This is a genomic window from Janthinobacterium sp. TND4EL3, assembly GCF_900156175.1.
Lineage (GTDB): Bacteria > Pseudomonadota > Gammaproteobacteria > Burkholderiales > Burkholderiaceae_D > Janthinobacterium.
Genome location: NZ_FTMV01000072.1, coordinates 1 through 1151 on the forward strand (window position 1 = coordinate 1; position 1151 = coordinate 1151).

1 protein-coding gene is annotated in these 1151 nt (G+C 67.2%); it reads right to left on the reverse strand.

Annotation, left to right across the window (positions count from 1 at the left end; all coding sequences use genetic code 11):
- On the reverse strand, window positions 1–1151 hold a 1151-nt coding region (locus BXA07_RS29700), incomplete at both ends, for a thiamine pyrophosphate-dependent enzyme (protein ID WP_244556462.1).

The following is a 1151-nucleotide window of genomic DNA, read 5'->3' on the forward strand; positions in this document are numbered from 1 at the left end:
ATCAGATAGCTGCCGTCGCCCACCATGACGATGACTTCGGCTTCCGGCTTGGCCATCTTGACGCCGAGGCCGCCGGCGATTTCATAGCCCATGCAGGAGTAGCCGTATTCCATGTGGTAGCCGCCCGGCGTCGATGTTCTCCACAGCTTGTGCAGCTCGGCCGGCAAGGTGCCGGCCGCGCAGACGACGATGTCGCGGGTGGTGGAGTCAAGTGAAGAGCGCTGCACGGCGCCGATGACTTCGCCATCGTACGGCAAGCCGGCGACCTCGCGTTTGCCGGTAATGGACGCCACGGTGTCGCGCCAGGCATGCGCCGCCTGCTGCGCGCGCTCCAGCCATTGTCCATCGCTGCTCCAGCTGCCCAGCAGGCGCGACAAGCCCTGCAAGCCCAGGGTCGCGTCCGCTTGTACACCCAGGCCCCGGCGTTTCAGCGCATCAAAGCTGTTGACGTTCAGGCTGAGCAATTGCGCCTGCGCAAACAGGGAATTGGACCCCGTCGTGAAATCCTGCAGGCGCGTGCCGACGGCCAGCACCACGTCCGCGTCCGCCGCCAGCGCATTCGCGGCGGGCGAACCGGTGACGCCGATGGCGCCCAGCTGCAGCGGGTGGTCCCACGGCAAGCTGCTCTTGCCGGCCTGGGTTTCCGCCACGGGAATGCCGTGGCGCTCGGCAAACGCCTGCAGGGCGGCGCCGGCCTGGCCGTACAGCACGCCGCCGCCGGCGACGATCAGCGGCTGCTTCGCCGCTTGCAGCAAGGCGGCAGCCTCTTCCAGATCCTGCTCGACGGGCGGCACGGCGCGGAAACGCACGACTCTCGGTTTGAAAAAGTCGGCCGGATAGTCATACGCCATCGTCTGCACGTCTTGCGGCAGGGACAAGGTGACGGGGCCGCAAGCGGCCGGGTCCGTCAAGGCAGCAATCGCGCGCGGCAAGGCCGTCAGCAATTGCTCCGGATACACGATGCGGTCGAAATAGCGCGATAAAGGTTTAAAGGCATCGTTGACGGAGACGCTGCCGTCCGTGCCGTCTTCCAGCTGCTGCAGCACCGGGTCCGGTGCGCGCGAGACGAACACGTCGCCGGGCAAGAGCAGCACGGGCAGGCGGTTGACGTGCGCCAAGGCAGCCGCCGTCAGCAGGTTGGTGGCACCGGG